Origin of the sequence: Streptomyces scopuliridis, assembly GCF_042790125.1 — a bacterium.
GTDB lineage: Bacteria > Actinomycetota > Actinomycetes > Streptomycetales > Streptomycetaceae > Streptomyces > Streptomyces scopuliridis_A.
The window spans coordinates 24,490-50,204 of sequence record NZ_JBHTZS010000041.1 but is presented as its reverse complement, the minus strand read 5'-3'; the positions used below and the strand labels follow the sequence as shown (position 1 = coordinate 50,204).

The 25,715-nt window shown below is 72.0% G+C and carries 21 protein-coding genes; 18 read left to right on the top strand and 3 right to left on the bottom strand.

Translation table 11 applies throughout. From position 1 onward, the window contains the following. Positions 1 to 78 precede the first annotated feature (78 nt). Positions 79 to 1,332, top strand: a complete 1,254-nt coding sequence (locus ACFRKB_RS35520) for an MFS transporter (protein WP_383110741.1) — start codon at positions 79 to 81, stop codon at positions 1,330 to 1,332. Positions 1,333 to 1,481: 149 nt separating this feature from the next. On the opposite strand, the gene ACFRKB_RS35515 is transcribed toward ACFRKB_RS35520, so the two are convergent. Both ACFRKB_RS35515 and ACFRKB_RS35510 read right to left on the bottom strand, forming a co-directional pair. After that, entirely contained in the window at positions 1,482 to 2,231 is a 750-nt protein-coding gene (locus ACFRKB_RS35515) for an N-acyl homoserine lactonase family protein (RefSeq protein WP_383110762.1), read from the bottom strand. A 146-nt stretch (positions 2,232 to 2,377) separates the two neighbouring features. After that, positions 2,378 to 3,586, bottom strand: coding sequence for a L,D-transpeptidase (locus ACFRKB_RS35510; RefSeq protein ID WP_383110740.1), 1,209 nt, complete (start codon positions 3,584 to 3,586; stop codon positions 2,378 to 2,380). A gap of 202 nt (positions 3,587 to 3,788) precedes the next feature. Between ACFRKB_RS35510 and ACFRKB_RS35505 the strand changes: the two genes are divergently transcribed. The 6 genes from ACFRKB_RS35505 (at position 3,789) to ACFRKB_RS35480 (ending at position 13,031) form a co-directional block, all read left to right on the top strand. Then, positions 3,789 to 4,976: a lipid II:glycine glycyltransferase FemX gene (locus tag ACFRKB_RS35505; RefSeq protein WP_383110739.1), complete on the top strand. Its 1,188-nt coding sequence runs from the start codon at positions 3,789 to 3,791 to the stop codon at positions 4,974 to 4,976. A 425-nt stretch (positions 4,977 to 5,401) separates the two neighbouring features. After that, entirely contained in the window at positions 5,402 to 6,958 is a 1,557-nt protein-coding gene (murJ, locus tag ACFRKB_RS35500; protein ID WP_383110761.1) for a murein biosynthesis integral membrane protein MurJ, read from the top strand. Positions 6,959 to 6,979: 21 nt separating this feature from the next. Then, a complete protein-coding gene (locus ACFRKB_RS35495; protein WP_383110738.1) occupies positions 6,980 to 7,663 on the top strand; it encodes a response regulator in 684 nt (227 codons plus the stop codon). 68 nt (positions 7,664 to 7,731) lie between these two features. Then, a complete protein-coding gene (locus tag ACFRKB_RS35490) occupies positions 7,732 to 9,183 on the top strand; it encodes a sensor histidine kinase (RefSeq protein ID WP_383110737.1) in 1,452 nt (483 codons plus the stop codon). Next, the gene (locus tag ACFRKB_RS35485; RefSeq protein WP_383110736.1) at positions 9,180 to 9,770 is read left to right on the top strand and encodes a hypothetical protein; all 591 of its coding nucleotides are present in this window, start codon (positions 9,180 to 9,182) and stop codon (positions 9,768 to 9,770) included. Before ACFRKB_RS35490 ends, ACFRKB_RS35485 begins: the two co-directional genes overlap by 4 nt. Before the next feature lie 237 nt (positions 9,771 to 10,007). Then, a complete protein-coding gene (locus ACFRKB_RS35480; RefSeq protein ID WP_383110735.1) occupies positions 10,008 to 13,031 on the top strand; it encodes an AfsR/SARP family transcriptional regulator in 3,024 nt (1,007 codons plus the stop codon). 350 nt (positions 13,032 to 13,381) lie between these two features. Here ACFRKB_RS35480 and ACFRKB_RS35475 read toward each other — a convergent pair whose 3' ends face one another. Continuing rightward, entirely contained in the window at positions 13,382 to 13,684 is a 303-nt protein-coding gene (locus ACFRKB_RS35475; protein WP_383110734.1) for a LuxR C-terminal-related transcriptional regulator, read from the bottom strand. A 411-nt stretch (positions 13,685 to 14,095) separates the two neighbouring features. Between ACFRKB_RS35475 and ACFRKB_RS35470 the strand changes: the two genes are divergently transcribed. The 11 genes from ACFRKB_RS35470 (at position 14,096) to ACFRKB_RS35420 (ending at position 25,694) form a co-directional block, all read left to right on the top strand. After that, a complete protein-coding gene (locus tag ACFRKB_RS35470; RefSeq protein ID WP_383110733.1) occupies positions 14,096 to 15,313 on the top strand; it encodes a M16 family metallopeptidase in 1,218 nt (405 codons plus the stop codon). After that, the gene (locus tag ACFRKB_RS35465; protein WP_383110732.1) at positions 15,310 to 16,101 is read left to right on the top strand and encodes a hypothetical protein; all 792 of its coding nucleotides are present in this window, start codon (positions 15,310 to 15,312) and stop codon (positions 16,099 to 16,101) included. The genes ACFRKB_RS35470 and ACFRKB_RS35465 overlap by 4 nt, the downstream gene beginning before the upstream one ends. Positions 16,102 to 16,118: 17 nt before the next feature. Continuing rightward, on the top strand, positions 16,119 to 17,261 hold the full coding sequence (locus ACFRKB_RS35460) for a nucleotidyltransferase family protein (RefSeq protein WP_383110731.1): 1,143 nt from the start codon (positions 16,119 to 16,121) through the stop codon (positions 17,259 to 17,261). Further along, on the top strand, positions 17,258 to 18,202 hold the full coding sequence (locus ACFRKB_RS35455) for an ABC transporter ATP-binding protein (protein ID WP_383110730.1): 945 nt from the start codon (positions 17,258 to 17,260) through the stop codon (positions 18,200 to 18,202). The genes ACFRKB_RS35460 and ACFRKB_RS35455 overlap by 4 nt, the downstream gene beginning before the upstream one ends. Beyond that, positions 18,202 to 18,957 (top strand): ABC transporter permease, encoded by a 756-nt coding sequence (locus ACFRKB_RS35450; RefSeq protein WP_383110729.1) that lies wholly within the window; start codon positions 18,202 to 18,204, stop codon positions 18,955 to 18,957. The genes ACFRKB_RS35455 and ACFRKB_RS35450 overlap by 1 nt, the downstream gene beginning before the upstream one ends. Next, positions 18,950 to 19,738 carry a hypothetical protein gene (locus ACFRKB_RS35445; RefSeq protein ID WP_383110728.1) on the top strand — a complete coding sequence of 263 codons (789 nt, stop codon included), beginning with the start codon at positions 18,950 to 18,952 and terminating at the stop codon, positions 19,736 to 19,738. Before ACFRKB_RS35450 ends, ACFRKB_RS35445 begins: the two co-directional genes overlap by 8 nt. A gap of 138 nt (positions 19,739 to 19,876) precedes the next feature. Beyond that, the gene (locus tag ACFRKB_RS35440) at positions 19,877 to 20,596 is read left to right on the top strand and encodes a nucleoside/nucleotide kinase family protein (protein ID WP_383110727.1); all 720 of its coding nucleotides are present in this window, start codon (positions 19,877 to 19,879) and stop codon (positions 20,594 to 20,596) included. Next, positions 20,587 to 21,198 carry a histidine phosphatase family protein gene (locus tag ACFRKB_RS35435; RefSeq protein ID WP_383110726.1) on the top strand — a complete coding sequence of 204 codons (612 nt, stop codon included), beginning with the start codon at positions 20,587 to 20,589 and terminating at the stop codon, positions 21,196 to 21,198. The genes ACFRKB_RS35440 and ACFRKB_RS35435 overlap by 10 nt, the downstream gene beginning before the upstream one ends. A 13-nt stretch (positions 21,199 to 21,211) precedes the next feature. Then, complete coding sequence (locus ACFRKB_RS35430; protein WP_383110725.1) at positions 21,212 to 22,150, top strand: hypothetical protein; 939 nt, start codon at positions 21,212 to 21,214, stop codon at positions 22,148 to 22,150. Between the two features lie 47 nt (positions 22,151 to 22,197). Next, a complete protein-coding gene (locus ACFRKB_RS35425) occupies positions 22,198 to 24,228 on the top strand; it encodes a PEP/pyruvate-binding domain-containing protein (protein WP_383110724.1) in 2,031 nt (676 codons plus the stop codon). After that, entirely contained in the window at positions 24,222 to 25,694 is a 1,473-nt protein-coding gene (locus ACFRKB_RS35420) for an ARMT1-like domain-containing protein (protein WP_383110723.1), read from the top strand. Before ACFRKB_RS35425 ends, ACFRKB_RS35420 begins: the two co-directional genes overlap by 7 nt. Positions 25,695 to 25,715 lie beyond the last annotated feature (21 nt).

Here is a 25,715-nt window from a genome sequence, read left to right as displayed (position 1 = left end):
CTTCCGCTCAGCGGAAGAGAACCGTTGGGGTCGCCTGTGACAGCTGTCACGCTCACGGACACCCGAACGGAGGCCCCCATGCCAACAGCGAAATCGACCCCGCGCACCGGGCAACAGCGACCAGGCAACCGCTGGCCGGTCCTGCTGTGCTGGATCGCCGTCGCCCTCGACGGCTTCGACCTCGTCGTGCTCGGCGCGGTCATCCCCACGATCGCCAAGTCCCAAGCCCTCGGCTTCACTTCCGCCTCACTGACCACCGCCGCGACCATCGGCCTGGTCGGCGTCGGCATCGGCGCCATCGCGATCGGCCCCCTCACCGACCGCTACGGACGCAGGCGCTGCCTGATCGGCTGCATCGCCGCGTTCTCCCTGTTCACGCTGGCCATCGCCGTCGCACCGAACGTGGCGACCTTCGTGCTGCTGCGCTTCCTCGCCGGGCTCGGTCTCGGCGCCTGTCTGCCGACCGCTCTGGCCTTCATGTCCGAGCACGCGGGCGCCGGCCGCGGCGGCACGGCGGTCACCCGCATGATGACCGGCTATCACGTCGGTGCCGTGCTCACCGCGCTGGCGGCCCTGTGGGTGATCCCGAACCTGGGCTGGCAGTGGATGTTCGCGCTCGGCGGGATCCTCGGTCTGGTCAGCCTGCCGCTGATGTGGGCGAAGCTGCCCGAGTCCGAGACGTACCTGCGCGTCGCACAAGGGCAGGCCGAACCGGCACGGAGTAGCGACGTGGTGCGGGGCGACTACCGCCGGATCAGTCTCGGCATCTGGGCCGCCTCGTTCATGGGCCTGCTGCTGGTCTACGGTCTCAACACCTGGCTGCCCACGATCATGGGCCAGGCGGGCTACTCCCTGACCAGCGGACTCACCCTGCTGCTTGTGCTCAACGTGGGCGCGGTCATCGGCTTGCTCGTCGCCGGATCGATCGCCGACCTGCGCGGCACCAAAGCGACCGTGCTCGCCTGGTTCGGGCTCGCCGGGATCTTCCTCGCGCTCCTCAGCATCAGGACCGGCAGCTCGCTCCTGGTGCACGCCGCCGTACTCGCCGCGGGTGTCTTCGTCTTCAGCGCGCAGGTTCTCGTCTACGCCTTCGTCGGACACCTCTACCCGCCCGCGATCCGCGGCACCGCGCTGGGCATGTCCGCCGGTGTCGGCCGGGCGGGCGCGATCGTCGGGCCCTACCTCGGTGGGCAATTGGTCGCGATGGGCGTGGCCTACCCGTGGGGGTTCTACGTCTTCGCCCTGGCCGCCGCGATCGCCGTACTCGCCCTGGCGACGGTGCCGCCGACGCCCGCCCGGGACCACTCGGGAGTGCTGGGCTCAACACCGTGAGCGAGCGCGAGCCCCGCAAGTCCGGTCTGTGCAAGTCCGGTCTGTGCAAGTCCGGTCTGCGCAAGTCGGGTCTGTCCGACGGGCAGTGAGGGCTGATCGAGCCGTTGACCGCGGTGTGCACGTCCTCGCTGCTCGATGGATGGGCCTGCCTACGGCGCCGCACCGCGAACGACGCACGAACCGCCGCCCTGGGAGTCGCTGTGTGAGGGTTCCCAGACCGAGCAGTCGTGAGCGAAGAGCACACGTCGTGGGTCGAATTCGGCAAGCCGCTCCAACCAGTGCTCATAGGCAGGAAGCGGCTGTTCAACGCCGTGCAGTGCGGCCTGGCGGGCCAGCTGGCCCGACCCGAACTGGGAGGCGAAGTCGTGTGCCTGGCCGGCGAGGATCACGGTGCCGTCGTCCTGCCGAAGGACCAGCGACTGATGCCCTTGGGTGTGCCCGGGTGTCGGGATGATCCAGACGCCCGGCCAGATCTCGGTCTCACCAGCGAGTTCCTCGTAGGCCGCGCCGGGGAAGTCGACAAGCTCGTCGATGGTGTAGCCGCCCCGGCGGGCGGTGGCCAGCTCGGCTTCCTGGACCAGGATCGGTTTGCCGGCCAGGAGAGGATTCCCGCCGCAGTGGTCGAAGTGGAGGTGGCAGTTCACGACCAGAGAGATGTCGCCGAGGGTGACTCCAGCCGCCGACAGCGCCTCTTGCAGCGCACGGCGTCGGGGTCGGTAGTGCGCTTCGGTCTCGGGATCGGCGCTGCCGATGCCGGTGTCGAAGAGGATCAGTCCCTGGTCGCGTTGCACCAGATAGGCGAGCACGGGTTCAACTCGCGGTTCCGGGCCGCCTGTTTCCGAAGCCGGCCGGATGAAGTACCCGAGGTCGAGTCGACGCACCGCAGTGTTCTTCCCCATGCGGCCATCCTGACAGGCCACGGTGTGAGTCGGTACCCGTCCTCACCGAACCGGCCGCCGCCGTCGGCCGAATGCCGCCGCCCGGCCACCCGACCGCGGCGACGGCCCCCTCGGCGGGCGGGGGCGTGTTGTGCCGGCCGCCCGGCTCAGTGCAGGGCGCTCTTCTGCCGCCACTCGGTCCAGGACAGATTCCACTCGCCGAATCCGTTGGGCAGCGCGACCGTTCCCTTGGTGTCCCGGCCCTTGATCTCGAACGGGTCGCCCGGCCGTACCTGCCCGTAGAGCCAGGCGGCGTTCGCGTCGCTCATGCCTATGCAGCCGGAACTGCGGTTGGCCTTGCCGAGGTACTGGGCGTTCCAGGGTGCGGCGTGCGCGTACGTCCCCGACCAGGTCAGCCGCATCGAGTAGTCGACCATCTTGTTGTAGGCGTCGCCGAGGCCGACAGTCTCGGAGTTCATGTTGATCGTGCCTTCCTTGGCCATCAGCACCGTGGTACCGCGCCAGGAGCGCTTGTCGCCGCCGGGTGTGCCGCCGGACACCGGGATACGCCGGACGGCCTTGCCGTCGCGTGTCAGTGTGAGCCGGTGGTTGTCGAGGTCGACCTCGACGACCTGCCGTGTGCCGACGGTGAAGTTGGTGGTGTAGTCGCGTACGAACCAGCCGCCGTCCGCGCCCGAGTCGGTGCCGTTCAGCTCGGCGTTCAAGGTGACGCGCGTGCCGGGCTTCCAGCACGACCTGGGCCGCCAGTCCACCCGGTCCTTCCCCGACCAGTCACGCATCCACCCCCAGGAGCCCTCGGTGCCGTTCGAGGTGCTGACCTTGAGGCGCTTCTCGACCGCGGCCCGGTTCTTGACGGGGTTGTCGAAGACGAAGGAGATCGGCTGGGCGACGCCGACCGTGGTGCCGGCTCCCGGCCGCCAGTCGACCTTGTTGACCTTGTCCGCCTCGGCGGTGGCGAAGGAGGCGCGGGCCGTGCCGGCGGTGCCGCCCCTGGTCCGGGTCGCCGCCGTGACCTTGTACGCGGTGCCCGGCGCGGCATTGCGGTCGGAGGTCCAGGCCGCGCCGTCCGCCGATATCCTGCCGCGCAGTGCGCGGCCTTCGGCATCCGTGACCTTTACCGAGGTGAGGCTCCCGCCGGACGCGGTGACCGAGACCGGCCGGCCCGCGGGGGCCCGCTGTCCCTTCGGTGTGACGGAGACGGTGACGGGCCCTTCGTCGGACGCCTTGGCGTCCCCGGACGCGGGCGGGGACGAGGGCGCGGAGCAGGCGGCGAGTGGCGCGAGCAGAGCGGCGGCGACAGCGGCCCGCAGCCGGGTGCGGGCACCGATGTATACGCGGGACAACAGAACCTCCATAGCTGGGCAAGGAGCCGGAACAGAGCGGCTGTCGCGACTCTAGAGCCGGAAAATCCCTGGTGAGCGCGGTGTGCGCAGTGTGACGGCGACTGATGAGGAACGGTCATGGTCCGGTCACATTCGCCGCGCGGGACGGTCATGGGCGGCTGTGAGCATCCTCGGCGTCCCCGCGACAGCGCGGGGAGGAAGAGAGGCCCACACTGTGTCAGCGCTGCTCGTGCCGCCCGGCCGCGGTCGGGAACAACAGAACCGGCCCCTTCGCCTGGCGCCCGTCACTGCCGAGACCTACCGCGCCTTCCTCGCCTCCGCCACCGGTGCGGCCCTCGGAGCCGGGTTCCTGCAGTGTCCGTCCTGGGCGGACGTCAAGGAGGGCTGGCGCGCCCGGCTGCTCGGCTGGGGACCCGCCCCGGAGGCCGGTGAGCTGACCGGGGTCGCCCTCGTCCTGCTCCGGCAGTTCCCCGGTACCCGCAAGTACTTCGCCTACCTTCCCGAAGGGCCCGTCGCCGACTGGGCGGCCTCCGGCATCGATGGCTGGCTCACTCCCGTGCTGGAACACCTGCGCGCCGCGGGTGCCTTCGCCGTACGCATCGGCCCTTCACCCGCGTACCGACGCTGGGACGCCGCCCTCCTCAAGTCGGTCACCGGCTCCGGCGTACGGCTGGCCGACATCCTCGCCGGCGAGGTCGACCCGCTCGGCACCGCGGTCGCCGAGCGGCTGCGCGCCCGCGGCTGGCACCGCTGCGGCGGCGACGGGGACGGGGACGCCCAGCCCCGTCATGTCTTTCAGGTGCCGCTCGCCGGGCGTACCGGCGACGGCCTGTGGTCGGGGCTCAATCAGGAGTGGCGGCGCAATGTCCGCCGCGCCCAGAAGGAGGGGGTGGAGGTGGTGGTGGGCAGCGCCGCCGAGCTGCCCGAGTTCTACCGGCTGCTGCGGATCACCGAGGAGCGCGACGGCTTCCGGCTCGGGCGCTCGCTCGCCTACTACGAGCGTCAGTACGCGGCGCTCAACGCCGAGGAGCCGGGCCGGATGAAGCTGTACCTCGCCTGTTACGACGGGGAGATCCTCGCGGCCCACACCATGATCACAGTGGGACGCCGGGTCTGGTACCAGACCGGCGCCTCGGCCGACCACCGGCGCGAGGTGCGGCCCTCCAACGCCCTTCCGTGGCGCATGCTGCTCGACGCCCACGCACTCGGCGCCGATGTGTACGACATGCGCGGGGTACCCTCCACACTCGACCCCGACGAACGCGCGTACGGACTGCTGCGCTGGAAGCTCGGCACCGGCGGGCAGGTAGTCGAGACGCTGGGGGAATGGGAGAAACCCTTGGACGGCACCGCCAACCACACGCTGTACCGCGCCTTCCAGGCGTATCTGGCCCGCCGATGACGGCGTCGGCGCGGCCGGGCGCGGAGCGCGGTGGGTCCGGTCCCACCGACGCGGCGGCAGAGGACGGGGATGCCTTCGGCCACCCGGCAGTGGTGGTTCCCGGTTCTCCCATGGGCGGGCATCCCATGGTGCCGCGGCAGGTTCCGTACGACGGACAACCGGCGGGCACCGGGCCTGGGGCCGCGGAACTCGGCGTGCGCGACCCGGGTGCGGGCGGCGACAGTGGCCCAGGGGTGGGCGGCGACAGCCGACCGCACACCGAGCACGGCGCGCACGCATCGGCCGCGGCCCCTGAGCGGACCGCCCACGGCAGCCCGGAGCAGCACGCCGCCGCACCCGGCGACGAGACCGGGCCCCGTCCGACCGCCGAGCGGGAGCCCAGCGCCGGCCGCCGGTCGTCCTCCGTGCTGCGCGGCAGTGCCGTCATGGCCGCCGGGTCCCTCGTGTCCCGTGCCACCGGATTCGCCCGGTCCGCCGTGGTCGCCGCGGCCATCGGCGTCGGGCTGACCGCCGACGGCTACGCGGTCGGCAACTCCCTCCCCACGATCGTCTACGTGCTGCTCCTCGGCGGTGCGCTGAACGCGGTCTTCGTACCCGAGCTGGTCAAGGCGGCCAAGGAGCACGCGGACGGTGGCGCCGCCTACACCGAGCGGCTCCTCACCGCCTGCGTCGTCGCCCTGCTGGCGATCACCGCGGCCGCCGTGTGGGCGGCGCCCGCGATCGTCGACGCGTACACCGACTACTCGGGCGACCAGGCCGCCATGACGATCGCGTTCGCCCGCTACTGCCTGCCGCAGATCTTCTTCCTCGGAGTCTTCACCCTGCTGGGGCAGGTACTCAACGCACGTGGCCGGTTCGGCGCGATGATGTGGACCCCCGTCCTCAACAACGTCGTCGTCATCGCCGTCTTCGGGCTCTATCTGGCCGTGGGCACGGGCGCGGGCGACGCGGGCACCCTCAGCGCGGCCGAGACCGCGCTGCTCGGCTGGGGTACGACCGCCGGGATCGCCGTCCAGGCGCTCGCCCTGGTCCCCGCGCTGCGTGCCGCCGGGTTCCGCTGGCGGCCCCGCTTCGACTGGCGCGGCAGCGGGCTGACCCGCCCGCTGCGCTCGGCCGGGTGGCTGGTGCTGCTGGTGCTCGCCAACCAGGCCGCCTACTGGGTCACGACCCGGCTGGCCACGACCGCCGGTCTCGCGGGCGGCCCCGGCTTCAGCGCGTACAACAACGCCTACGTCCTGTGGGTCGTACCGCACGGAATCATCACGGTCTCCCTGGTCACCGCCGTGATGCCGAGGATGAGCGGGGCCGCCGCCGACGCGGACACCGCGGCCGTACGGCGTGACGTCTCCCACGCCCTGCGCGCCAGCGCCGCCGCCATCGTCCCCGCCGCCTGCATGCTGTTCGCCCTCGCCCAGCCGGTGATGGCGCTCGTCTTCGGGTACGGCAGGACCGACGCGGGCGACACCGCCGCCATGGCGGGCATCTTGATGGCCTTCGCCCCCGGGCTCGTCGCCATGTCCGGCCAGTACGTCCTGTCCCGCACCTTCTACGCCTTCTCCGACACCCGCACACCCTTCCTGCTCAACCTGGTGATCGTGGGTCTCAACGCGGGCCTGTCGACGGCCGCGTACCTGCTGCTTCCGGCCGACTGGGCCGTGACGGGAATGGCCGCGGCCTACTCGCTGGCGCTGTGCGTGGGCTGGGCGGTGACGGGTCGGGTGCTGAGCCGCCGGCTCGCCGTCGCCCGGCCGTTGCGGTCGTCCGTCGTCGGCGCCCATGTCCGGCTGCTACTGGCGGCGGTACCCGCCGCGCTGCTCGGCCGCCTGGCCGCCGACGGCGCCGCACCGGCCGGAGCACTCGCCGCCACGGCCGCCGGCGCGGTCGTCATCGTCCTCACCTTCGCCCTGCTCGCCCGCCCCTTGCGGCTCACCGAACTGACCACGCTGCTCGCCGGTGCACGCCGGCGGATAGCCCGACGCTGACCACCGACCAGGGAGATACCGATGCCCCGCGTGCTCCTCATCGAGGACGACCCGTCCGTACGCGAAGGGGTCGAACTCGGTCTGCGCCGCCGCGGCCACGACGTCCGGTCCACCGCCACGGGCGAGGCCGGCCTCGCCGCGCTGAGCGAGTTCCGCCCCGATCTGCTGCTACTGGATCTGATGCTGCCCGGAATGAACGGCGTCCAGGTGTGCAGGCGCGTGCGCGAGAACAGTCAGCTGCCGATCATCATGCTCACCGCACGCGGCGACGACTTCGACGTGATCGTGGGCCTGGAGGCCGGGGCCGACGACTACATCATCAAACCCGCGCGCACCGAAGTCATCGAGGCCCGGATCCTGGCCGTGCTGCGCCGTATCGACGACTCCGGCCAGGGCCGACCGGCCACGGAGGTCCACGGTGAACTCACCATCGACCGGGCGGGACTGACCGTCACCAAGTCCGGGCAGCGCCTCGCGCTCGCACCCTCCGAACTCAGACTGCTGCTCCATCTGTCCGCCGCGCCGGAGCAGGTGTTCAGCAGACAGCAACTGCTGGAACACGTCTGGGAGCACAGCTACCACGCCGACGCGCGCCTGGTCGACGCCTGTGTCAGACGGCTGCGCGGCAAGATCGAAGACGGGGCGGGCTCCCCCCGCTACATCCAGACCCTGCGGGGCTTCGGCTACCGCTTCGGACCGCTATGAGCAACGGATCACGTCTTCGCCGCGTGCACGACGCCGAGGAAGAAAACACCACGCGGCGGGGACGCCCGATGCGGATGGTGGCGTTCGGACTGCGTACCCGGCTCATACTCGCGTTCCTGCTGATCGCCGCCGTCAGCGCCGGCACCACCGCGGCACTGACCTACCGCGAGGCCCGCAGCGCACTGCTGGAAACCACCCAGAACACCGCGGTCTCGTCGTTCCGCGACCAGATCGAGCAGACCAGTTTCCAACTGCCTGTGCGGCCCGACGAACTCAGAACGGTCCTGCACGGCATCGCCAGGAAGAGCAATCCCCGCCCCTGGGTGGTCTTCGCCGAGTACGGCTCGGTCCGCCTCTCCTCCGGCACGAACCCCGTTTCCACCGTGATCACCCCCGAACTGCGCCGCGCCGCCCGCGCCGGCTCGCAGGGCACCTTCGAGCGGGTCGTCAAGGACGGCGAGCCCTATCTGGCCATCGCCATGCCCACCGTCGTCGAGGTCGGCCCCGACGGGGCGCTGCCCACCGGGCTCATCCTGTACGCGGTCATGCGGATGACGGACGAGAAGACCAACGTCGACGCGCTCCTCACGGCGGCCCGCGACGGCGCCCTGCCCGGACTCGCCGCGGCTCTCGTGCCCGCCCTGCTCACCGCGCGCAGCGTGCTGCGCCCGGTGCGCGAACTACGACGGGCCGCCCGGAGCATCGGCAGAGGCCGGCTCGACACCCGGATCCAGGTCCGGGGCAGCGACGAACTGGCCGAACTGGCCGATACGTTCAACGACTCCGCGCGCGAACTCGAACGCACCGTGCACAAACTGCGGGAGGCGGAGGCGCGCTCCCGCCGCTTCGCCTCCGACGTCTCGCACGAACTGCGCACACCGCTCGCCGGAATGCTCGCCGTCACCGAAGTCCTCGACGAGGACGCGGAGCAGCTGGACCCCGACACGGCCCAGGCGGTCCGGCTCGTCAGCGCCGAAACCGGGAAACTCGCCGTGCTCGTCGAGGACCTCATGGAGATCTCCCGCTTCGACGCCCGTGCCGCCGAGCTGCACACCGACGAGGTCGATCCCGCCGAGGCCATCCGCAAGACCCTGCAGAACCGGCACTGGACCGATGGCCGGGTGGTCACCGCGTTGCCCGACGGCCTCCGCGCCCGGCTCGACCCCCGCCGTTTCGACGTCGTCATCGCCAATCTGGTCGGCAACGCGCTGCGTCACGGTGGCGCCCCCGTCACCGTACGGCTGCGGACCGAGGAACGTTCGGACGGCGGCCCCCTGCTGATCACCGAGGTCCTCGACAGCGGGCCGGGCATCAGCCCCGAGGCGCTTCCGCATATCTTCGACCGCTTCTACAAGGCCGACGCGGCCCGAACCCGCTCGCCGGGAAGCGGGTTGGGACTGGCGATCACACTGGAGAACGTACGGCTGCACGCGGGGACGGTCCGCGCGGGGAACCTGCCGGGCGGCGGAGCCGTCTTCACCGTCGAGATACCGCTCCGCACCGAGGAGGCCGACGCATGAGGCGCACGCGGGGCGGGTATCGACGTGCTGCCGCCGTACTGCCGGCCGTACTGCTGCTCGGTGGCTGCGGAATCCAGCCGACCGATGTCATCGGCGCGGGCCGCCCCGCCATCGTCCCCGCTGCCCTGGACCAGACCAGCGAGATGCTGCTCTTCTTCCACTCCCCGGACGGCGAGCTGATGCCGGTGTCCCGGCCGATCGCCCCGTACGACGGCGCGGTTGGCACCGCCGCTCCGCCCTCAGCGGCCGAGAGAGCGGTCCTCGTGCTTCTCGCCGGCCCGGACAAGGATGAGGAGGCGGCCGGCCTCCGCACCTCACTGCCGCCGGCCACGCCCCGCGAGGGCGTGTGGCAGGAAGACACCTCACGGAACGGCGTCAGGACCAGCGTGCCCGTCGCGCTGAAGGGCCTCGACGAAACCGCGCTCCAACAGCTGATCTGCACGATCACCTACGCGACGGGCGCCGACGGCCGTACGACGGTCCGGATGCGGGGAGAGGACAGCTCCCCCGCATCCGGCACGTGCGACCTCGGCACCACGCCCGTGCGCTCCGAGACCGGGACCGAGCCGCCCGGCAGCACCGGGTAAACGCCCCGGTGTGCCGCCGGTGCGTACACCTCCGGGCGGGCCGGACGCACCGTGTCGTGGCCGACCACCGCGGCCCCCACCACCGTCACGAGTGGTCACCAGGCAACTATCCGGCCTTTCTCGGGCCGGCAGCGATCCTCGGTTGGTACCCGCGCCTATGCAACCAACGCCTGTGGATCACGGTCTTCTCCATCACCGACCCAACCAGTCACTGTGATACGAGAAGAGTCAGGCGCCATGGCACATCTCCGGTTCTCGCTGCTCGGCCCGTTACGGATACTCCGGGACGGCGTCCCCCTGGGCGTGGGGTATCCGCAGCAGCAGGCGATGCTCGCCGCGCTGCTGCTCAGGCCGGGGCGTGTCGCCGGGGCGGCCGATCTGTCCGATGCGCTGTGGGGCACGGCCCCGCCCGCGAAGGCCGTGTCGACCCTGCGGACCTACGCCTGGCGCTGGCGGCGGACGCTCGCGGCCGGGCAGCCGGATCTGGACATCCTCGTGACCTCGGGCGACGGCTACCGGCTCCATGTCCCCGAGCAGGCGATCGACACCTTCCGGGTCGCCGAGCTCACGGCCCAGGCCGACCGGGCCGGTGCGCGGGGACGGCCCAAGCAGGTGAGGGAACTGCTGTCGCAGGCCCTGGAGTTGTGGGAGGGCGAGCCCCTCGCCGGCATGCCCGGCCCGTTCGCGGAGCGTCAGCGCCAGCGGTTCGGCGAGCTGCGCCTGAATCTTCTCGAAGAGCGTCTCGCGTACGACCTGACACTGGGCCACGCGGCGCGCTGCGTGCCGGAACTCACCGAGTTGACCACGGAACACCCGTTGCGCGAGCGGCCCTACGGCCTGCTGATGACGGCCCTGTATCAGGCGGGGCGGTCGGCCGACGCGCTCGCCGTCTTCCGCGGCGCCCGACAGCTCCTCGTCGACGAGCTGGGGGTGGAGCCGGGACCCGCGCTGGAGGAACTGCACCAGCGCATCCTTGAGCGCGACCCCGCCTTGGCACCCCTGGTCCCCGAGGTGGTCGGCCTCGTCGGCGGCGGCGCGGAGTCGGATGAGGCGAGGGAGCGGGCCAAGGAGCGGCCGGAGCCGTCGCCGAACCCCCGGCCGCTGCCCATTCCGGCTCATCTCCCTCCCCAGGAGCCCGACTTCATCGGGCGCGAGGATCTCGTCGACGCGCTCGACCGGTGCCTGCGGGAACCTGGGCGCAGCACACCGGCGGTGGCGGTCCTCGTCGGCATGGGAGGCGTCGGCAAGACCTCGCTGGCGCTCCATGTGGCGCACCGGGTGCGGGGCGCCTTTCCCGACGGCCAGTTGTACGCGGATCTGCACGGCGGCGACGCGGAGCCGAGCAGACCCGAGGTCGTACTGGCGAACTTCCTCTCCGCGATGGGCATCGCCGCCGACGCGCTGCCGGACGGTGCCGAGGCCAGAACCGCGCTGTTCCGGTCCATGGTCGACGGCCGCCGGATGCTGATCGTCCTCGACAACGCGCGGGACGCCTGTCAGTTGCGCTCGCTGCTGCCCGCCGCCGAGGGCTGTGCCGTGGTGGTGACGAGCCGGAGCCGGATGGCCGGTCTGCCGGTGACCTCGCAGGTCACCGTGGACGTCTTCCACCGCGCGGAGGCCGCCGAGCTGCTGCGCCGGGCGATCGGTGACGCGCGGGTGGCGGCCGAGCCGGAGGCGGCGCTCGGGCTCGTCGAGGCGTGCGGGTTCCTGCCGCTCGCTGTGCGGATCGTGGCCGCGCGGCTGGCCTCCCGCCCCATGTGGTCCATCGCCAGCCTGCGGGAGCGGCTTGCCGTGGAGTCGCGCCGCCTGGACGAACTGCGCGCCGGTGAGCTGGCCGTCGAGGCGGTGTTCGAACTCAGCTACCGTCAGCTGACGGGCGAACAGGCGTCGGCGTTCCGGCGGCTCTCCGCGGTGGACTGCGGGGAGATCGGCGTCGCCGCGGCCGCGGCGATGCTCGCGACGGACCCGGCCGACGCCGAGGACACCCTTGAGTCGCTGGTCGACGTCTGCCTGCTGGAGTCGCGGGTGCTGGGCCGCTACCACTACCACGACCTGCTGCGTTCCTTCGCTCGCCGCAAGTCGCGCGCCGAACGGGCCGACGAGCCGGCGGCGATCCAGGACCGGCTGCTCGGCTTTCTGCTGTCGACGGCCTGCGAGGCGTTCCGGCACGCCGTCCCCGCCGACCCGGTCGCCGGCGCCTTCGCCCCGCCCGGGGTGCCCGGTCTGTCCTTCGCCGGCCTGAGTGCCGCACGGCAGTGGGTGCTGGTCGAGGCGGAGGAGGCCCGTTCTCTGGCGGCCCAGATCGCCTCGGCGACGGCCCGTATGCCCGGCGAGGGGGGCGCGGCGACGGACGGCGCGCGCGCCGAGGACGAGGTGCGCCGACTGCGCCGCGCCGTCGATCTGCTCATCGCGCTCAGCCCGTTCGGCATGGGCGACCGCTATGCCGAGCTGGTGCCCACGGCGGATGCCCTGGTGCGCGCCGCCGTGCGGCTCGGCGACCGCCGGGCCGAGGGGCGGGCCCGCTTCCTGCGGTGCACGATCGCCCTGACCGCCGCGCGGTTCGCGGACGCCGAGACCGAGGCGAGAGCGGCGCTCGCGGCGTGCCGCGAGGTGGGTGACGACGTCGTGCTCCAGCAGGTCCTCAACGACCTCGGCCTCATCGCCCAGTACATGTCGCGGCACGACGAGGCGGTCGCGTGCTTCACCGAATCGCTCTCCCTGGCCCGGAAGCTGGGGCACCGCTCGGGTGAGACGGCGATCATGGTGAACGCCGCGCTCGCGCAGGTGCGCGCCGGGAACCCCGCCGAGGCGGTGGTGGTCTGCCGTCAGGTCCTGGACAGCGGGGCTTACCCGCAGGACAGCTCGGGACGGGCGTACGCCATGTACGTCCTCGGCTTCGCGCTCCAGCGCCTGGGCGAGCACAGCGCGGCCGTGTCGTGGTTCGAAGCGTGCCTGGAGCTGTGTGCGAGCGCCGGTCTGCACGCCCGCAGTGTGCACGCGCGCTATCGCCTCGCCGAGAGCCTGCGCCTGCTCGGCGACCTCGAACAGGCCCTGCCGCACGCCGAACAGGCGCTGGCGCAGTGTGAGGACATCGCTTTCGAACGGGACCGGGGACACGCCCTGATGGTCCTCGGGCATGTCCTCGCCGACCTCGGGCGCCCGGCCGAGGCGCAGGTGCTGTGGGAGCGCGCGCGGGCGCTGTTCACGCGTCTCGGCCTGCCCGAGGCGGCCGGCTGCCGCCCGGCCCGGCCCGCGAGTTGACCGGGGCCCCGGACAAACCTGGACTTCGGGTAAACCGGGACTTCGGGTGACTGAGGATTCCAGGTGATCGGGGGCCGCATCGTCGGAGCCGGGCTCGGCTCCGACGCTACGGCGTTGTCCGTCCGCGCCGTCTACATCGGCGCCCTCCAGTCGGATCCCGTATTGTTCCACGTCACGGAACCGAACTCATGGTGCGATATCGAGTGCGTCGAATCCTCCGCCGAATCCACCACCGCCGAAACCGCTGTCGTGGACATTCCCGTGAGCGCGCAGAGGAGGACGACTCCGGTCGCCAGCTCCTTTACCCGATGGTGCTTCAGCCTGCTTCGGCGGGACATTGAATTACCCCTTCAATTTCGTGCGAACGCATTGCGGTCACGGTGTTCGGATCGTATCGGCGCGGTCTCGCGCCACATGTGGGTGCCGAGGGCGGCGCCCAGCTGGAAGCGGTTGTCGACACCGAGCCGATTCATCAGGGCGCGCAGCATATTGGTCACGGTACGGGGGCTGACCCCGAGCCGATGCGCGGCACTGACGTCCGTGTGGCCTGCCAACAGGAGTGCGATGAGCCTGAGTTGGCGCTCATCGAGGACGAGGTGCGGTGGCGCCGGTCGGGGCACCGCAGGGGGTAACCGGCCCGGTCGATCGTTCATGGCTGTCACATCACCTCTCCCCGGTGCGGCTGCTGGCCCGACAACACTCTCAGAACGCGATCACCGGATGATCACTGCGCGAGCGGGCCTCGATCTATGCCCCTGGACACGCGGCAAGGACCGCGCTCCGGGCATTCCGTAATCAGCACCCATCGCGACCCCCTTCAATTCCATGTGCGGAATACAGAAAGCGCTCTTGCTGCCGCTGTCGGGCAGTGCCTAACGTTGCGGTCGTCCCGATCAGTTCGATCAAGGAGGAAAATCATGGCAAAGCACGCTGCGTTCCTGCGTCCGCGTCTCGACAAGGTCAAGCCGAAGGACCGCTGAACAGCGGTGCATTGATGTATGCCGCCACCTTCGGGTGGCGGCATACCCGCTTGACGAAAGCGAATTACCGAATGGAGGACCGCTGTGCGTCAGTTCACCGCGGTGGACGGCCCCGTACCCGTCGTCGGCATGATCGACGAGCGGCTGAGTACGACCACCATCTGCCTGGCGTCGAAGTACGGTTCGCGACTCGACCCCGAGGGGCAGTGCGGGCTCGCCCATGTGCTGGAGCACGTGCTGATGTCGGCACCCGTCGGGGCCGTCCCGTCGCTGAGCGAGTACGTCGAGCGGCTCGGCGGACACGCCAACGCGGAGACCGGCCTCGACCGCATGCTCTTCTACGCGCAGACGGACCCCGACGACGCCGACGAAGTCGCCGGTCTGCTCTATCAGGCGGTCCTGCAACCGCGCTGGAGCGAGGACGTCCTCGAACGGGAGAAGCAGGCCGTCTTCCAGGAACTGGCCGCCGCCGCGGCAGACCACAGCGACGTCGCGCAGGACGCGTTCCTCGCGCGGTTCTTCCCCGGGCATCCGATGGGGCGTCCGGTCGCCGGTACGAAGGCCGATGTCGAGCGGTGCGACACGGAGTCGGTGGCCGCCGCCCACGGGGAGCGGCTGCTGACCGCTCCGCTGTCGGTGATCGTGGTGGGCCCCAGGCTGCCGAAGTCGGTCGACCCCGTGGTGGCCGGCATCGAGCCGCGCGTCCTCGCGGCGATCGGCACGGCCCCGGCGGCCGTGCCGCCCTCGCCGGCCCCGCTGCCGTCACAACCGGTGTGCTGGTCGGCGGAGTTCACGTGGCTCTGCGCGGGAGCGCGCTCGGTACCGGAAGACGATCCGCGCAGGCACCACTTCAACGTCCTCGCCCAGCTGCTCGGTTCGAGCCCGTCCTCGCTTCTGTACCGGCGGCTGCGCGCCGAGGCGGGACTCGCCTACACCTTCTACGCCTGGAACCGCGGTTACGCCGACACCGGTGTGTGGCGCGTCCTGGCCGGTGTGGAGCCGGGCAACGGCGACGCGGCGCTCGATGTGATCCGCGCCGCGCTCGACGAGGTCGCGACGAAGGGCCCCGCACCCGACGATCTGGCCTCCGCACGCCGCCAGGCACGGATGCGGGTCCTCACCTCCATGGACACCCCGCTGGACTGCGCCCGCTTCCTCGCCCTGCGCGGCGGCGGACTCGGCTCCTGGACGCCCGCCGAGGAGGTCGCGTACATCGACGCGGTGACCGCGGACGATCTGCGCCGTGCCGCCGCCCACGTCCGGGACGGCCTGCGGGCCGTGGCCAGTCCGGTGGCGCCGTGAACACGACGGACGACTACCTGGAGCGGGCCCGGCGGGCCGGTCTGATGGACGAGGTCCGCGGGCACCGGTACGTGGCCGACCAGTACGACGACCCGTTCACCGCGCGCCCGCAGGTCCTGGTCGAGTACTGCGACCCGGAACTGCCCGGGGACGCCGAGGCGCTCGGCGAGCTCTGTGACCGCGTACGGAAGCGCCACACGGCCGCCGAGGCGGTTCTGCTGCGTGTGCCGGGCGGCGTTCCGCTGCCGGAGCCGTGGCGGCCCCGTCTCACCTATATCCGCCACGACCGCCGCACGGACGCCACCGCGCCACGCCCCGGTTCGCCCGGCCCGGCGGTGGGCGTACGTCCCGCCACCCCCGACGACGACGCGCGCGTCCACGCCTGGCTGGTGCGGGCGTACCGCAACGCCTACCCCGGCCAGGAGGTGGACGCTCAGCACGACGGCGTCAAGGCCGTGTTGGCGGATCCGGGCCGCCGCTCGTTCATCGCCCATATCGCGGGCGCACCCATCGGGCACGGAACGGTCCTGACCGACGAGCGGGACGAGGTCACCGGTGAGGCGTTCGCCGAGCTGGTGGACATCCTCGTCGACGACGCGGAGCACCGGCGGGAGGCGACCTCGGCGCTGGTCGCCGCCGCCGTGCGGGCCACCGCCGGACGCCGCCTGTGCGGGCATGTGGTGCACCCCCACGAGCCGGAGCCCGCCCGCCACGCGGACATGGTGCTCCAGACGCTGCTGCGCTCCGGCTGGTCGGTCGACCACGCCTTCTGGGAGCGCACGTGGTGACCCACGAAGGGATACGTATGACCGACTCGCCTCCCGACTCGCCTCCGGCCGCCCCGTCCCCGCTCACGGTGGACCTCTTCTACGGCGCCCTGGGTGTGGATCCGCAGGAGCCGCTGCGGGATCTCGTCCGCGCCGCCCGCTCGCTGCGCGGCCACCTGGCTCCCCTGGTCCTTTCCGTCGCCGCCGGTCAGGGCGCTGTCCTCGGCAGCGGCGCCCGGGACGAACTGCGCCGCATGCGGGTCCGCGTCGACGACTACCGCGAGCTCGCGGCGCTCCTGGCGGCCGACGTGCCCGGGGTCCGCGTCCTCAAGGGCCCGTCGCTGGCGGCGCGTTACCCGAGCGGGGTGCTGCGCCCCAGCGGTGACCTGGACGCGTACGTACCGGACGAGGCCGCGCTGTGGCGGGCCGTGGCAACGGTGCTGCGCACCCGCCCGGTGAGCGACGTCGGTGTGACGGTGCTGGGCAGCGGGGCGCACGTGCACTGGGTCGTGGTGCTGCGCTGGCCATCGCAGGACCCGGTCCTCGATCCCGATCACCGCGTCGAGTTGGTGACCTTCGCCTATCCCGGTGAGCCGGACGTGGTGCCGGTGCGCGCCGAACCGCCGCGGGACCAGGTCACCAGCGACCTTCTGGCCATCGCGGAGGAGGCGTTCCAGCGGCCGTTCAGCGTCAAGGACGCCCTCGACCTGGCACTCACTCTGAACAGCCCCGGCTGCCCGCCCCCGAAGGTGCTCGCCGAGGCCGCCGAGCGCTACCGGCTCGCGCCGGAGCTGCTGCGGCTGAGCGAGGCGCTGCACCGCGCCCGCGCGCTGTCGAGCGCGGCCAACGACCGTCTCCTGGCCCTGCTGCGAGACCCCGCCGCGCGTGAGATGGCGGAACGGCACGCCCGCGAGGCCACCCCCGGCGAAGCCGAGCGCGCCTGGACCCGGGAACCCTGTCTGAACGGTGGCCGTGCGCTGCACGGCCTGCGACTGCCGGCCGGGCCGACGCCCGGCCCGGACACCGGGGTGCGCTTCCACGCGTTCGCCGACGGCGTCCTGCTGCTGTGCCCGGTGGGCGACTTCCTGATGGTCGGGACGGAGCTCGTGGACCCCGCCTCCTACGAGGCGGCGCTGGTCGAACTCCGGCGGCTGCGCGCCCTGGACGGGGCGCGGCCATGAGCACCGTCGACGTCCGGGACCTCACCCGCCGGTTCCGCGGCCGCAAGGGCGCCGAGGTCACCGCGCTGGACGGGGTCAGCCTGCGCGCGGAGGAAGGCGAGGTCGTGGGGCTCCTCGGGCCCAACGGCGCGGGCAAGACCACGCTGTCGCGGATCCTCACGACGCTGCTGCTGCCCACGAGCGGCTCGGCTCGTGTGGACGGCCTCGACGTGGTGCGCGACGCGCCCAGGGTGCGGGAGCGTATCGGCCTCGTACTCGGCGGTGAACGCGGGCTCTACGGACGCCTGACGGCCCGTCAGAACCTCCGTTACTGGGGCGCCATGCAGGGCCTCACCGGCAGCCGTTGCCGCGAGCGGGCCGACGAGCTGCTGGAGCGCCTCGGTCTCACCGAACGTGCCGACGGCAGGGTGGAGACGTACTCGCGCGGCATGGTGCAGCGGGTCCATCTGGCCCGCGCGCTGCTCCGCGACCCGCGCGTGCTCATCATGGACGAGCCGACCAGCGGCATGGACCCCCATGCCGCGCAGGGCTTCCGCGGGCTTGTCGAGGAGCTGCGCGACGGCGGCTCCACCGTGCTCCTCGCCACCCACGACATGCAGGAGGCGCAGGCGCTGTGCTCGCGGGTCGCCCTGATCGACCACGGCCGCGTCCTGCGGGAGGGCGCGCCGAAGGACCTGCTCACCGGCCTTGACACGCCGCGGACCGTGACCGCGGGCGGGGTGCCGGCGGGCGCCGCCGAGACCGTCGCGCGCGTCCCGGGCGTCACCGTGGACGGGCCGACGCCGGAGGGGTTCGTGACGCTCCGGATCACGGAGGACGGCGCGCTGTCCGAGGTGCTCCGGGTACTGACCGCCGCGGGCGTGCGTGAGCTGTCGGTGGCCGCGCCCACCCTGGCCGAGGTGTACCGGTCCATCATCGAGGACCGGGAGTTCGCCCTCTGATGGCCGCCTTCGTGCACCTGCAGTGGCTGCTTCTGACGCGTTCCCCGCGCCTGCTGGCCACGCTGTTCATCGTCCCGCTGTTCGCGGTCGTCTTCTTCACCACTGTGCGCTCGTACGGGGCGCCGGAGCTGGCCACCACCGTGGCGCTGACCGCGTTCTCGATGAGCATGTGGTCACAGGCGATGTTCGTGGCGGCGGAAGTCGTCGACAACGACCGCTGGGACGGCACCCTGGAGCCGTCGCTGCTCACCCCGGACGCCTATGTGCGCTCCCTGGTGACGCGGGTCTGCACCATCACCGCGCTGAGCGTGCCCGTCCTGGTGGAGGTCATCGCGATCGGCCGGATCGGCTTCGGCTTCCCGCTGCCCGTGCACGAGCCCCTCACCGCGCTCGCGGCCACGCTGCTGCTCGTCGTCGGCACCGCGGGATCGGCTCTCCTGGTCTGCGCGCTCATGATCCTCGTACCCCTGGGGCGCCTCCTGCAGAACGCTCTGACCTACCCCTTCTACATTCTCGGCGGCCTCATCCTCCCCGTCACCGCCCTGCCGGCTCCCTTCGAATGGATCGCGCGGCTGTTCTTCCTCTCCCACGGGGCCCAGCTGCTCCGTGACGCGATGAGCGGGTCCGGACACGGCCGCTGGTCCCACTTCTCGGCCCTGATCGTCCTGTCGGCCCTCCAACTGACCGTGGGTGTGTTCCTGCTGCGGCGCGCGCTGTCACGGGCCCGGCGAGGGGAGGCCAGGCTCTATGCGTGACGTCACGGCGCTGCTCCACCAGATCGGTTACGGACTGCTGAGCGGCTACCAGGACTACCGCGCCCTCTACACCTGGCGCTCGTGGCTGTTCGGCTGGATGGCACGGCTGCTGTGCCAGGTCCTGTTCTTCTCGATGGTGGGCCAGGCGATCGGCTCGGACGGCGCGCAGCGCTACATGGCACTGGGCAACGCGGTGATCCTGGGACCGCTCGGCGCGCTCGGCGTCGTGTCCTCCAGTGTGGGTGAACGCCGGGGCGGAACGCTCCAGTTCCTGCTGCTCAGCCGCAACGGCCCGTTCCCCGTGCTGATGTCGCGGGGGCTGTACTGGGCCGCCGACGCCATCGTCGCCTCGTGCTTCGCCCTCGTCGTGCTGCGCTGGCTGGTGGGGGTCGAGATCGGCCCGCTGGTCCTGCCCGTCTGCTTCCTGCTCCAGGCGCTGATCACGCTCAGCGGCTACAGCCTGGCCCTCGCCCTCGCGGGGGTGAGCCTGCGGTGGCCGGAGTGCCGCATGTATCTGACGGCCGGGACGACGATCCTGCTGATGACGCTCGCCGGGGTCAACACGGAGCCCCCGCAAGGGAGTTTCGGCGCCGTCGCCTCGGTGCTCCCGGCCACGCACGGTCTGCGGGCGATGCGTTCGGCCGTGGCCGGTGACGGCGTTCCGCTCACCGCTGTCCTCGCGGAGTGCGGGGTGCTGCTCCTGTGGGGCGCGATCGGCTGGCTGACGCTCACCGGGTCACTCCGCCATCAGGTCCGCGCCGGCACCCTCACCCTCCGCTGAGGTCCGCTCCCCCTCCGCCGACGCCCGTTCCCGTCCCGACTCCCCACCGCTCCCGTCCCGACTCCCCACCGCTCCCGTCCCGACTCCCCACCGCTTCCGTCCCGACTCCCCACCGCTTCCAGCAGAGAGATGCCGCCCATGAGCACTGCGATCGCCTACAGCCTGGTCGGCCCGCCCGGGTCGGGGAAGACCACGCAGGCCGCGCGCCTCGGCGCGGCCTTGGGCGAGGTCTGGGGCGCCCCGGTCCTGTGCGCGTCGGTGCCCGCGCTGCTGCGCGGCGACCGCGCCGTCGACGCCCGCCTCACACCGCGGGAGCGGACGCGCGTGGCCCGGGTGCGCGAGGCCGCGCACGCGCGGGCCGACCGGGGCGAGCTGATGCCCGCGGAACTCGACCGTGTGCTCATGGAACTGGCCGACAGGGTCGCCGGGAGCGAACCGATCGTGCTCGACAGCGTGCCGCGCGGACGCGAGCAGGCCCGCCTCCTGCTTACGAGCGGCCTGCCCGTCGAGAAGCTGACGGTGTTTCACCTCCGTCCTCCGGGCGACGACCCGCTGGGCTTCTCGCTGCGCCGCCAGCTCTCCCGGGCGGCGCCCACGGGCGCGGGCCGGCCGACCCCGCGCGACCTCACCCGGATGAAGCGGAAGGCGGACGTCTACGTCGAGCAGACCCTCCCCGCCCTGGCCGAGATCGCGCGCGCAGGGGCGCCCGTGGCCGACTTCGACGCGAGCGCCCCCATCGAGTGGGTCGCCCAGGAGATCCGTGACCACCTGGCGCGCGACGGAGCCCTGCGACCGCTCCGCGCGGTGGCCGCCACCGGCGTCGGTCCGACACGGCAAGGAGGCGAGCCGTGCGTCTGATCCTGGTCAGGCACGGACGTACGCGGGCCAACGCGCAGGCGCGCTTCCCGCTCTCCTCCGCCGTACCGCTGGACGCGACCGGCCGCGAGCAGGTCACGCTCACCGCACGGCGCATCGCCGCCTCGGGCTTCCGCCCCGAGGTCATCCACAGCAGCGACGCCCAGCGCGCCCACCAGACCGCGGCCCTGCTCAGGGACTTGATCGCCCCGGACCTGCGTGTCACACCGCGACCGGAGCTGCGCGAACTCGACTGGGGCGAGCTGCGCGGACGGTCCACCTCCACGGGCCCCGCGGGCGAGGCCGCGTACAGCCGCTGGCAGCGGGACCCGATGCGCCCGCTGCCCGGCGGGGAGGGGCTCGCCGACGTCGCCGTCCGGGTGGCCCGGGTACTGCGGCTGATCACCGACGACGGACGACCGGCGATCGTCGTGTCCCACGCGGTCACGCTCACCGTCCTGACGGCACAGGCCAATGGCTGGGACCTCGCCGAGACCTGGCGTTCGCACCGCGCGCACCTGTCCCCCGGCCAGTTCCACCTCCTCGACCTGCCCGCACCACAGGGTCCGGTCCGTCCTCTTCCCCACTCCCCCCGTACCACGTGAAAGGTGCACCGCCATGGCCTACGCATCACTGACCCCGCTGATCGAGGAAGGCGTACTCGACGAGGTCCTGGAGGGACTCGGCTTCCTCCACGCGAACGACCGCTGCCGCCGCAACTGCACACACTGCCCCGCCTTCGGCGACACACGTCCCGTGGAGATGACCCCCTTCGCGACCCTGACGCGGCTCGCACGCGACGTCGGCGAGGCGTTCCAGGACCGCGGCATCACCCCGCGGCGCAGCATCGCCTCCTGGCGGATCAGTGATCCGCTCGACTACCACGTCAGGGACGGCGGGACCACCCGGACCACGTTCGACGTCGCCCGCGTCTGGCGCGAACACCTGGGTCAGGGACTGTACTTGGTGACCAACGGCAGCGAGAACAAGCGGTTCGCGCGGACCGCGCTGCGCGAGGTCGCCGCGGCGCCCGAGGTCGTCTCGCAGGTCAAGCTGACCGTCACGCCCTGTGACGCGGGCTGGGGCAGCGAGCGCTATCTGCACAGCGTCGCCGAGGACATCGCGACGCTCGCGCCGCTGTGGGACCTGGGCTCCACCCGCATGGAGGACCCCACGGGGCTGCGGTTCCGCATCAACCTCAAATCGACGGCGGACCGGCACGAAGAAGCGCTCCAGTTCATGGCCCGTGCACTGGAGCTGGCCGGGCTGCGCCCCGGCGAGTCGGAGAAGGCCCTGGCCGATCCGCGGCGCGTGTCGGCGAAGGACATCTACGACCTGGGCTCGTACGTCGGGGACAGCCCGGTCGTGAACGCGCTCAGCATCAAGGGCCGGGACGGCAAGCGGTTCAAGCCGACCTCGGAGGCCCGCACGCACCACCAGTACGGCATCTATCCCGACGGCAGCGTCCGGGTCATCGACATGTACGAGTTCAAGGTCTACGAGGCGACCGGCGAGTCCGGCGCGCCGCTCCGCGTCGATCTGCGGAGCGCCGGCTGACGTCCGGCACAGGCCGGGGCGGAGGACACAAGAAGACAGGAGTCAAGGTGAAGCAGGACAGAGTCGTACCGCTGTATCGAGCCGACGAGTTCCCGGCGCCGCTGACCGGCGCGAAGGCAGGGGCCCTGGCCCGTCTGCACGGGGCCGGCCTCTCGGTGCCGGACGGCGTCTGCGTGACCTCGCGCTGGTTCGCCGAGGTGGCGTCGCGCACGGACATCGGCCGGTTGGTCGAGCACCATCTGCGCGACCTCGGCGCGAACCCGACCGGCACGGGCCGCTCCCTGGAACTCATCCGCCGCGCCCTGACGCGCACACCGTGGCCCGGCGACCTGGTCGCGGAGGTGAGCGAGGCGGCGCGGCGGCTGCTCACGGCGGGCCCGGTGATGGTGCGCTCGTCGGTTCCGGTGGAGGACGGCGCCGGGCTGTCCTATGCCGGGGTCTTCGAGTCCGAGGGCCCACTGGAGTCCGTGCCGGACGTGCTCGCGGCGCTCGGCCGCTGCTGGGCGGCGCTGTACTCGGCCCGTGTCGTGGCGTACGCACGCGGTCAACTGCCCGGTGAGTACGCCGCTTTCCTCCAGTCCTGGGTACGGCCCGACGCGCACGGCGTGCTGTTCACCCGGGATCCAGTCACCCACGCCGACGGGCCGATCACCGATGTCGCCTGGGGCAACGCGACCGACACCACGTCGGGGCGCGCGAACGGCGGACGCGTCGCTCTCACCGCCGGTGACGACGAATCCGGTGTCACACTGCCGCGCGCCCTCCGGGAATCGCTCAACTCCCTTGCCGAGCGAGGCGAACAGCTCTTCGGCCGGCCGCTCGACATCGAGTGGGTATGGAGCGACGGCCATCTGCACACGCTCCAGGCCCGGCCGATCACGCACACCACCACCGCCACTCGCGCTCCGGCGGCCGCCTGGTGGCCCGACTCCGACGTCGGCGCGCTGCACGACGTCGGCCTCGGCCTGTGCCGACGGCGCTTCGAAGGCGCCCTGATGAAGCACATCTGGCTGCGGCGGCAGTGCGCGGCTCTCGACGTGCCCACGTACCGCGAAGCGTATGTCGTCTACCGCCCGGAGGACACGCGGCGCCTGGCGGACGAACTCGCCGGTCATCTGCGCACCGAGTACGTCCAGATCAACTGGGCCGCGCGCGGCACCGGCACCGTCGCGCCGCTGGCGGAGCTCGCACTCCACCTCAAGCGCGGGCACGAGCGCAACCCACTGGACGACCCCGCCTACTGCGCGGCGCACATCGGCGAGATCGTGCCGGCCGAGGCGTCCGGCTTCTCCGCCGTGCTCAGTGACGGGACCGTTGTCATCGAGGCGTTCCCCGCCGGACTCCCGGGCATCAAGGAGGGCGGGCTCGTCCCGTCGGTGTTCACCGTCTCGCCCGCCGGGAAGGTGGCCCGCGAGCACATCGCCACATTCGCGCGCCGGTGCCGCATCGAGCCGGGCGAGGGCTGGTGGTGGCATCCGGAGGACACACCCCCGTACGTCTTCGACCGGTCCAACACCGAGGTCCTGGACATCGCCCGCGTCACCCGCGCCCTGTGCGAGTCCCTGGGGGAGGCGCGTGTCGAGTGGTACACCGATGACGGCCGCGCCATGATCCGCGACGTCAGCCTCGAAGGCGGCCGTCTCGACGCGCCCTCGGCCCCCGGCGGGCAGCTGATCTCCGGCGGAGTCGCCTCGGGTACGGTCCTCCACCTGCCGGACCTCGGGGACCTCGACGAGGCGGCCCGCGCGCTGGAAGTCAGCGTCGTCGGCTCCGGCACGGACAACGCCGCGGTCATGGCGGACGCCCGGATCACCGCCGCCGTCGACGCGGTCAGCCGCGCCACGGACGTCATCGTGGTGGCCGAGTACCCGTCGGCGGGGCTCATCCCGCTGGTGGATCTCGCGGCGGGCTTCGTCTTCCGGCGCGGCAACCTCCTGTGCCACACCGCTATCGTGCTGCGCGAACGCGGAGTCCCGGCGATCGTGTCGGCCGGTGCCGCGGGACTGCGCGACGGAATGACGGTGGAGATCTCACCCGCCGGGGTGACGGTCCTCAGCGACCGGGAGCAGACGTGCTAGCACCCCAACTCGCGTCGCTTGCCGGGCCATTGAACGCGCTCGATCTGAGCGACGCACACCTGGTGGAACGGCTGCTGTGCGACGACTCCCGGGGCAGTGGGGCGTGGCGGCGGCTGCTGTCACGTACGGACTTCGTGCCCGACGGCTTCACGGCGGCCGAGCGGATGAACGGCGAGGTCCTGCTGGGCCCTTCGGAGAGCGAGTTCGGCCCGTGGCTCTCCGGGGTGATCGCGGGGAAGCTGCGACGGGTGGCGTCGCCCGCCGACGGCGGGGACGCGGATCCCGCCGTCGTCGCCTTCTGCCACGCACAGACCATGCGGCTGCTCGAACACTCCGTCGCGGGGGCACCGGTAGCGCGGACGCTGGCCAACCAGGAGGTGCCATCGGTGGTGGACCGCGTCATCGCGCACTGCGTATTTGGCGACGTAGGGGCACCGGTCGTCACGCACCGGACGTACGCGCACCGCTCCGTCCAGGTCGCCCTGGAACTGGCCTCGTTGGTCGCCGGCAGATGTGGACAGGACCTGGCCGCCCTGCTGCGCTACAGCCTCGCCGCCGGACTCGTCGGCGCCGGGCAGAAGCTGCGCACGCCCGGCCCCGGGACCGCCCTGCCCGTGGGCTCCTCGGGTGACCCCGCCGTGGTGGCACGGGAGTTGTGGCCGAAGTACCGGGAGCTGGCCGAACGCCCGCCGCAGGTGGACCACTGGGAGGCATTCCGTACCGAAGTACTCGACCGACCATGCCGGTTGGTGTGGTTCTTCGACGACTGCGCCGAGACGGTGATCGACCTCCTGCTGCTCGACCGCCTCGTGGCCGCCAACCCCCGGCTCCAGCTCACCCTGGTGCCCAAATCCCTGCCCTGCTACACGGACGCCGACGCCACGCTGGTGCTGCGCCTGCTCGACTCGCCGCGCCTGCGGGCGCTCGGCGTCAACCGGTTGCGGGCCGCGGACGTCTGCACCACCGGCCCGAGCATGGCGACGGCCAATCTGCGCAAGGTGTCCCCGGAGCTGGCGCGGGCCCTGGACGAGGCACACTGCGTGTTCGTGAAGGGCACCAACGTCCATGAGATGTTCCAGGGCGGCATCAACAAGGTGATGTACACCGGATTCGTGCTGGTCAGCGAGTTCAACGAGAGCGCGATGGGGGTGGACGCGACCACGGCGCCGCTGTTCCTGGTCCGCTCCGGGCCGGGCGAGTACACGAACTGGGGCTTCGAGGGGCGCCGCCACCGCACGGTACGGTACGCCGACGGCCGTGAGGTCCGGTTGTGCTGGAGCACCTTGATGGACCGGGAGCGCCGCGAGCAGTGCGATGAACCGGCCCTGCTCCGCGACGAGTTGTACCGGCTCGACTCGCTCGCCGGACGGGTCGCGCCCAGGACGCGTGCCGCGCTGAACAGCGAAAGGGAACGGCTGAGCCGGAGGCTGCACCGGCTCACGGGAGCGGCCGGGGCGACGGGGTGACGGGGTGACGGGGTGACAGCC

Excerpts from the sequence above, each read along its gene's own strand:
- ACFRKB_RS35450 (WP_383110729.1), top strand. The coding sequence starts at position 18,202 with ATGGCCGCCTTCGTGCACCTGCAGTGGCTGCTTCTGACGCGTTCCCCG.
- ACFRKB_RS35520 (WP_383110741.1), top strand. The coding sequence starts at position 79 with ATGCCAACAGCGAAATCGACCCCGCGCACCGGGCAACAGCGACCAGGC.
- ACFRKB_RS35490 (WP_383110737.1), top strand. The coding sequence starts at position 7,732 with ATGCGGATGGTGGCGTTCGGACTGCGTACCCGGCTCATACTCGCGTTC.
- ACFRKB_RS35430 (WP_383110725.1), top strand. The coding sequence starts at position 21,212 with ATGGCCTACGCATCACTGACCCCGCTGATCGAGGAAGGCGTACTCGAC.
- ACFRKB_RS35510 (WP_383110740.1), bottom strand. The coding sequence starts at position 3,586 with ATGGAGGTTCTGTTGTCCCGCGTATACATCGGTGCCCGCACCCGGCTG.
- ACFRKB_RS35455 (WP_383110730.1), top strand. The coding sequence starts at position 17,258 with ATGAGCACCGTCGACGTCCGGGACCTCACCCGCCGGTTCCGCGGCCGC.
- ACFRKB_RS35480 (WP_383110735.1), top strand. The coding sequence starts at position 10,008 with ATGGCACATCTCCGGTTCTCGCTGCTCGGCCCGTTACGGATACTCCGG.
- murJ (WP_383110761.1), top strand. The coding sequence starts at position 5,402 with ATGGCCGCCGGGTCCCTCGTGTCCCGTGCCACCGGATTCGCCCGGTCC.
- ACFRKB_RS35515 (WP_383110762.1), bottom strand. The coding sequence starts at position 2,231 with ATGGGGAAGAACACTGCGGTGCGTCGACTCGACCTCGGGTACTTCATC.
- ACFRKB_RS35445 (WP_383110728.1), top strand. The coding sequence starts at position 18,950 with ATGCGTGACGTCACGGCGCTGCTCCACCAGATCGGTTACGGACTGCTG.
- ACFRKB_RS35495 (WP_383110738.1), top strand. The coding sequence starts at position 6,980 with ATGCCCCGCGTGCTCCTCATCGAGGACGACCCGTCCGTACGCGAAGGG.
- ACFRKB_RS35475 (WP_383110734.1), bottom strand. The coding sequence starts at position 13,684 with ATGAACGATCGACCGGGCCGGTTACCCCCTGCGGTGCCCCGACCGGCG.
- ACFRKB_RS35440 (WP_383110727.1), top strand. The coding sequence starts at position 19,877 with ATGAGCACTGCGATCGCCTACAGCCTGGTCGGCCCGCCCGGGTCGGGG.
- ACFRKB_RS35485 (WP_383110736.1), top strand. The coding sequence starts at position 9,180 with ATGAGGCGCACGCGGGGCGGGTATCGACGTGCTGCCGCCGTACTGCCG.
- ACFRKB_RS35460 (WP_383110731.1), top strand. The coding sequence starts at position 16,119 with ATGACCGACTCGCCTCCCGACTCGCCTCCGGCCGCCCCGTCCCCGCTC.